Source organism: Deltaproteobacteria bacterium, assembly GCA_016931625.1.
Taxonomy (GTDB): domain Bacteria; phylum Myxococcota; class XYA12-FULL-58-9; order XYA12-FULL-58-9; family JAFGEK01; genus JAFGEK01.
On sequence record JAFGEK010000129.1, the window covers coordinates 1 to 6,338 of the forward strand.

8 protein-coding genes are annotated in these 6,338 nt (G+C 40.8%); 3 read left to right on the forward strand and 5 right to left on the reverse strand.

What is annotated here, in order from left to right:
- Positions 1–107, reverse strand: a 107-nt coding sequence (locus JW841_11020) for a transposase zinc-binding domain-containing protein (protein MBN1961468.1), incomplete at its 3' end; no start/stop codon positions are given.
- Between JW841_11020 and JW841_11025 the strand changes: the two genes are divergently transcribed.
- The 3 genes from JW841_11025 (at position 98) to JW841_11035 (ending at position 3,217) form a co-directional block, all read left to right on the forward strand.
- Positions 98–1,258, forward strand: coding sequence for a hypothetical protein (locus JW841_11025; protein ID MBN1961469.1), 1,161 nt, complete (start codon positions 98–100; stop codon positions 1,256–1,258). The two genes, JW841_11020 and JW841_11025, sit on opposite strands and share 10 nt — an antisense overlap.
- A 74-nt stretch (positions 1,259–1,332) precedes the next feature.
- Entirely contained in the window at positions 1,333–2,601 is a 1,269-nt protein-coding gene (locus JW841_11030) for a hypothetical protein (protein MBN1961470.1), read from the forward strand.
- A gap of 118 nt (positions 2,602–2,719) precedes the next feature.
- Positions 2,720–3,217, forward strand: coding sequence for a hypothetical protein (locus tag JW841_11035; protein ID MBN1961471.1), 498 nt, complete (start codon positions 2,720–2,722; stop codon positions 3,215–3,217).
- 38 nt (positions 3,218–3,255) lie between these two features.
- Here the strand turns inward: JW841_11035 and JW841_11040 are convergent, their stop codons facing one another.
- From JW841_11040 to JW841_11055, 4 genes are all read right to left on the reverse strand, one after another.
- Complete coding sequence (locus JW841_11040) at positions 3,256–4,443, reverse strand: hypothetical protein (GenBank protein MBN1961472.1); 1,188 nt, start codon at positions 4,441–4,443, stop codon at positions 3,256–3,258.
- A 50-nt stretch (positions 4,444–4,493) separates the two neighbouring features.
- Positions 4,494–5,483 (reverse strand): hypothetical protein, encoded by a 990-nt coding sequence (locus tag JW841_11045; protein MBN1961473.1) that lies wholly within the window; start codon positions 5,481–5,483, stop codon positions 4,494–4,496.
- Positions 5,455–5,886, reverse strand: coding sequence for a hypothetical protein (locus tag JW841_11050; GenBank protein MBN1961474.1), 432 nt, complete (start codon positions 5,884–5,886; stop codon positions 5,455–5,457). Before JW841_11050 ends, JW841_11045 begins: the two co-directional genes overlap by 29 nt.
- A 94-nt stretch (positions 5,887–5,980) precedes the next feature.
- Positions 5,981–6,338 (reverse strand): hypothetical protein (locus JW841_11055; GenBank protein MBN1961475.1); only part of this gene is annotated, 358 nt, incomplete at its 5' end.

The window sequence follows — 6,338 nt, forward strand, 5'->3', positions numbered from 1 at the left end:
GATCTACTCTTGCAACTAAAGGCAACCAAGCGGTCATAACCACAATGCTCGCATCTAACTCTAACAGCACCGTGCTCAATAATGCCACATTCTAAAAATGCCTCAATTCACGCTGCACAAACTTTGGCACTGGGCGCTCATTGCTGATTTTAAAAATGATTATGTCTGCACAAAACTTGAACTTGTAGATGAAAACAATGAAGTAATTATTGAGCCGGTTGAGTCCTTACCGACTACAGAAGAGAAGCTTATTACCGAAATGATATCTGCCACAGAAGCAGAACTTATAGCTGATTTAGCGGCAAGTCATTGGCGCTGCGCTTTAGTGCGTCAGGGTGAGCCCTTTGGTGACTACGGTGATAGCGTTGCCGTGATCGCTGGAGCTGGTGATGAAGCGCAAGAGTTACCTTCTCCATTAGGATGGTTGTTTGCTCCTTGGCCAGCACCACGTGCACGTGTGTTGGCACGTCGTTTAGGATTGCAGCTGGTTGATGATGAAAGTGGATTTCCGGCAGTACGTTGGCACGATTTTATTCTTTCAAGTGGGGTAATAATTCACAATTCTTTAGAACAAGTTCTTGGTGCCTGTGCATCACAAGTTATGCCACAACAAGCTCGTTTAATAATGCCTAGTTCAACAAGTGCTGCTGCCAAGCGTTTAATACTGCGTCGGTTTGCAGGTTTGGGCATCAACCGCTGCAGTGTAACAGCCGCCCCAAATGCGATTTTAAATGGTATTTCTGATATTAAAACCGCAAAAGTATTAGTAGTTGAAGTACTTGCCTATGAAACTCGTTTTACCTTTTTAGAGGCAGACGGTACAAGTATTGCTACTGCTAATTCAGCAACCGCCAGCTATGCATGTGCTGATGAGGCAGTCGCTTCTAGTTGGGCAGCATTATTGCCGCCGGTTGCCAACGAAAATGTTGATGTTTGGCATAAGACTTTGATTGCAACTGCTCGTAAAGCGCGCCGTGTAAAACCAAAAGGCCCATGGCGTTTACATACCGGGGCAACGTCTATTGTAATGCCCATGTCAGTGGCAAATCGTGCTTACGCAACATTAAGCGAAAATTTAGCCTTGACCTGTGAATTAGTAACCAGCGCCTATGGTGTTGATAGTAGCGAATTAACGGTAATTATTGCTCCTGAAGAGCCACTGTGGTTGGGCTTAGCCGATACTTTTGCTAATGTGTTTGGACACGAGCCCTTAGTGCTTAATGCAGATCCATGGATGCGTCTGCGGGGTTTAAAGTAAAAAGCAACTTTTTTAAAGAAACGCCGATAAGATAAATGGAGTATTATATAAAAACACATTAGTTAGAGGAAATTGTGACTAAGTTTAATTATAGCTACGTAATAGGCAAAGATTTACCGCTAACACGCAAACTTTTGTCTGAAGACGGCTTTTGTTTGCAGTTAAAAGATGCCCAGGTATCGTATATCGATACTGATAATAACCATGAGATTAATGATGGCGATCGTATTGAAGTAGTGACAACCAATAAAAAACTAAACCGCAATATTATGCAGGCGTATTTAAGTGAACAATTGCAGACTTTGCAGTTTGCCGCCAAACCAAATGGTGAACTAAGGCGATCGCTCTATTTTGCCGCTCGCGATCTACCGATTACTTTGCGCCAAAAGTTCGTCGTAATATCTAGCAAAATATTAGACCAACAAGGCACAATAGAATTTAAAGAAAAAATTGAATTAATAAATAAGCTATGTTGGCTAACTGCTAATTATACTGAAAACACAAAAGATCTAATTGGTGATTATTTTAAAGCAAATGCTTTTATTTTTAAATTATGCGAAATCTTATTTGATGCCACTAGGCAATCACCAGTTGCACAAGAATTAGTCATTCAGGCCGAAGCCTTAAAATATGGCTACGTAGTTAATCATTTTCGTTTTTTGTCACTTTTTGCAGAAACTAAAAAATACATTCAATCTAACTTGTTTTGCAAGTGTCTTAACGCCGATAATCCTAAGCGTGTAACACCTCAAGAAATGCAGAAAATCGTTACGCAAATAAACAAACTTATTTTGTCTTTAAATCCATCAGAAGATGTTAAACTCGAATTTCCTGAGGCAAATGTATATTTTATTGATGATACAGAGGCCGACTATGGTGGCACCATTATTGGTGATGACATAATTATAAATAATGCCATAAATGTATCGGCAAAAGTAGTAGATGACGAGCTAAAAATTGCACACGAATATACTCATATGGTGCTCAATAAAATATTAATATATCTAGAAGGCAATTCAGTTATTATCGGCGAGTATGCGGCTACTTTTACGCAAGAATACGAACTATATGCCGATGCCGTTTGCATGCAAATCTACCCGGCGGCTTATGAACCTTACATATGGGATTTAGCTAAACAACCTAATGCTAGCGACAAGCAATATCAATATAGGCTTTCATTAGAAATACTTGCCCAAGCATATGATGCCCCAGATATTAGCGCCTTAGCAAAACTATCAAATGCATCAGTAACTCGTAGCCAAAAGCTAGCAACGCTTTTATGGGCAGCTGCAAGCAAACGCCTGCAGAGCATGTATAGATTGGGCTCGCTTAAATTACCTTGATTGGTTATCTTGCTTAAAGTTTTAATCATGGCGTATATCTAAATTAAATCGTCATTGCCGCGAAAACGGCAATCTATGTAGAGTTCTTATTAGGCAACTAGTATTTAGAGGAATTTTAATGCGACTACTGATAGGCAATGAGCTTTATCACGAAGTTGTGTTAGACAAACTTTTGCATGCACGCGAGTCAGTGTGGATTGCAACAGCCAATGTTAAAGCCATGCTGGTTAATGCCGACGCTGATAGCGAAAAATTTGTACCAATTATTGATGTATTTGCGCGATTGGCTGACAAAGGGGTTGAATTACGTTTATTGCATGCTGATTTACCTTCACGGCCATTTCGGCAAGCTTTTGATAAGAAAAAAAATCTGGTGCGTGGCGGTTTAGAACTTAAAGTTTGTCCGCGGGTACATTTTAAATGTGTACTTATTGATGGCGGTTTTGTTTATCTTGGCAGCGCCAATCTCACTGGTGCCGGTTTAGGCGCTAAAAGTGAGCAGCGGCGCAATGTTTGCCCTGATCCTATTGGTCAAGCGGTAGCAAAAGTTAGAGCGAGTGCACAAAGAAATCAAAAGCGCCGTCGCAGTATTGTGGGTAAATGGAAACAGCGGTAATATAATGATTAGAAAATCTTTAAATTATAACAAGTATCTTAATTCATTTTGTTCGTTTTTATTGAATCGGCTGTAGGCATGCGTAGTAATCGATAAGCTACAAATGAGGTACCAAAAAATAATGCCGCATATATACGAAAGCCATCGTGATAACCTAGCATACCTCGTAAAGCAGCTCCGAGCAGCAGTGCTACGGCAATTGCTATTAGAACACCAATGCCTATAATGGTTATACGTTGTTTTTTTTGCAGACGCATAAAATTATCGTGGACACATTTTGCTGCAACTTTTAGCCAAGCGCCAGCTATAGGCCAAATAAATACCAACGGTAGAGCAAACAAACGCGCTTCGCGAGCCTTGGTAGCGATTAAAACTATGGGAGTATTAATTATTAATGTAATTAAAGCGGCGATAATTAAATTTCGTTGAGACCGAATTATCTTGCGATTTGCCATCCAAACAAGAATACCAAGAACTATGAAAGGTCCTAACGTCCAAACCATTGAGGTAAATGACTCAAAGGTACTAGCTGCATTTGCGAAATTTAGCAGGTAATGTTTATCTCTGCCTTTCATATCGGGATAGGGTAAAAAATATTTAAGTCCAATAAAAAATAGAGCAGGGATAATAACTGCAATAACAGCACCATAGAAATTCTTTCGATTTAGGCGTTCATCTTGCAATAAAATTGCTATAGCAAAGCTTGGTAAAGTTAGCACCGTTGTTTCACGAGCAATTACTGCTATGCATAGCCAAAGAGCACAACGCAATGGCGTATTACGATATGAACTAACTGCAAGCAAAAGAAATGCATATTGCCATAAGTCATCATAAGTATAGATGGGTACGAAATAGGCAAATAAAATAGTATAGCTCAAAGCGAAGCAAGCGAGATGCCACCAAGATGATATATTTTCATTATCATAATTATTATTTAAATGTTTGCAGGCCAAAAGCAGACAAAAGGATGCTACGAAGAATGACAAACCTACCGCAATTACATACGCATACCAAATACTAAAAGAATGCTCTAAACTTTTGATAATAAAGGTCATAAAAGGTCTTTGTATAAATGGAGCATTCAATTCGTGTAAAGCAACTGTTGCAGTAATATTTTCTAGGCGTTTTATATAATCGATACGCCAAAACCAATATCCGTCGTGAAAACTGCTAGGCATGAGCAAATGCCAACTAAGAAGTAACACAGCAACGACTAGAGCAGACATAACGTATTTGTTGATATTACGACTCTGGCTTTGGTTCGTATTCATCTTATTTATTTCATGTCTTTTTGCATTTCGTATAGCTTATATTTTTTCAGTACTTGGCACTGATTATAAACAATTATCGACCATAAACCAGTGCATACTATAAGTATCGACCAAAGTATTGCCGCCACTGCTGGTTTTAATCCTATTAGGTTAGTCAACATGTTTTCTTCATTAAACCTACCGGCGAGCAACCTCGGTAACATATCCTCTTGTAATGGTCTTGCCGACGGTAAACGGTATGACATTGTTACTTTGTTAATAGCACTAAGAGCGAAACCGAAAACAAATGAAACCGTAATGCATGTTCGAATTTTTCCGATATCCGGCAACCACCGCGCCGCGGCTACTAAGCCGATAGCCACGCATGGAATTAAATGTCTTGGGCCAAAGCAAGATCCGCCATACCACATATAATAAGACCCATTGACCAACCACATGGCTATACCAAACATTGCTGCGGGTGATTTTGCGATTTGTAAGAAAAAATAATACTGATTATTATGAATAGCATCGCGAAAAGTACGTACAATCCAAATAAAGACTAAAACTAAATATCCTGTGCCATATAATGCTAAGCCACGAAATTCACCAAAAAGCAGTCGACGTAAATTAGATATCTTTGGCCAGCCAAAACCAAAGCTGTCTTTCATTGCCACAAAGCTAGGATCAGATACGAAGCTGTAACTCATCGCTACTGGATTGCCAAAGACTTGAGTGTTGTAAACCGCAAGAATGATTCCAGATGGAATAACTCCACCGATCATCGCAACGATTGGAGACCAGCGGCGCTCACGAAAACCAACAGCAACCACCCAGATTGGCAGCGCAAGCCCACAAGTATACTCTGTAAGCAGCGCCAAGCCTATTAAAAAACCACTAAGTAGCCACTGCTTTGAGTTAAAGGCATACAATGCCGCCACGAGAATAGCACCAGCGAGTAGGTGTCCAAAAAGGACACCGGTGTAGCTAGCTAGGTAGGTAGGTACCAAACCCAAACATAATTGCTAATGCCCAAGACCTGGACAACGTCAAACCTCGTGCTTGCACTATGAGAAATAAAGCTACCAGCAGCCATAAAAACGGTAGGGTTCCACATAGCCAAGCACCGATTAGGACTGCTAATTGCAGACGTTCTGCGACTGTCAAGCCATTGGTCATCCCGAATTTGTGCGCTAGCCAGTACCCGCCAGTTGTTAACCAGGAACTGAGCGGCGCTTTGTCTGTGTAATAAAACCCAGCAATAAAAGCTTTATCGATGGTTAAGGTATGGTAGGCATTAATTGCCCATGTGCCTTGATGAACCCAAGCCAACGCTGGCAATGCCCGCGAAACAGGATTAGGCGTCAATTTAGTGTCAATATACAAACTACCAAGAAGGGTAAACAGGAGCACAAACATGATTGACACCATGGTAGTCGGTTTCCATAACCTTGAAAGTGTCAACATGTAAGGCTCCTATGGTTTTGCCACGACACGGGCACTGATAGCTTATCTAAAAGCAAGTAGCCTCACATGTAATGTCATTAACTCCATTGCCACGAGCATGCAATGTCCAATAGGAGTTCGGTGAGCCACTAAGTTTACACCAGCTCATCGTCCCAACATCTAGCTTTCCTACTGAAATACCGGACAATGTGCATATAAAATGTTGAGATCCGCTAACCTGATTTACCTCAGTAGAAGATGTAGCTTTGGCGGTAAAGTATTCAAAATTTGATGCAGCTAGGCTCGACCTGGTTATACTACCATTGGCAACACTAGAAGCGGCGCCACCTTTGCTCGTACTGTCCGCGTAATTAAAGGTTACATCACTTGCAGTGCCCGCCGTTGTCGCACTACCAGCCGTTGAA

Coding starts and splice junctions, on each gene's coding strand:
- JW841_11025 (MBN1961469.1), top strand. CDS start 98: ATGCCTCAATTCACGCTGCACAAACTTTGGCACTGGGCGCTCATTGCT.
- JW841_11035 (MBN1961471.1), top strand. CDS start 2,720: ATGCGACTACTGATAGGCAATGAGCTTTATCACGAAGTTGTGTTAGAC.
- JW841_11050 (MBN1961474.1), bottom strand. CDS start 5,886: ATGTTTGTGCTCCTGTTTACCCTTCTTGGTAGTTTGTATATTGACACT.
- JW841_11040 (MBN1961472.1), bottom strand. CDS start 4,443: ATGTCTGCTCTAGTCGTTGCTGTGTTACTTCTTAGTTGGCATTTGCTC.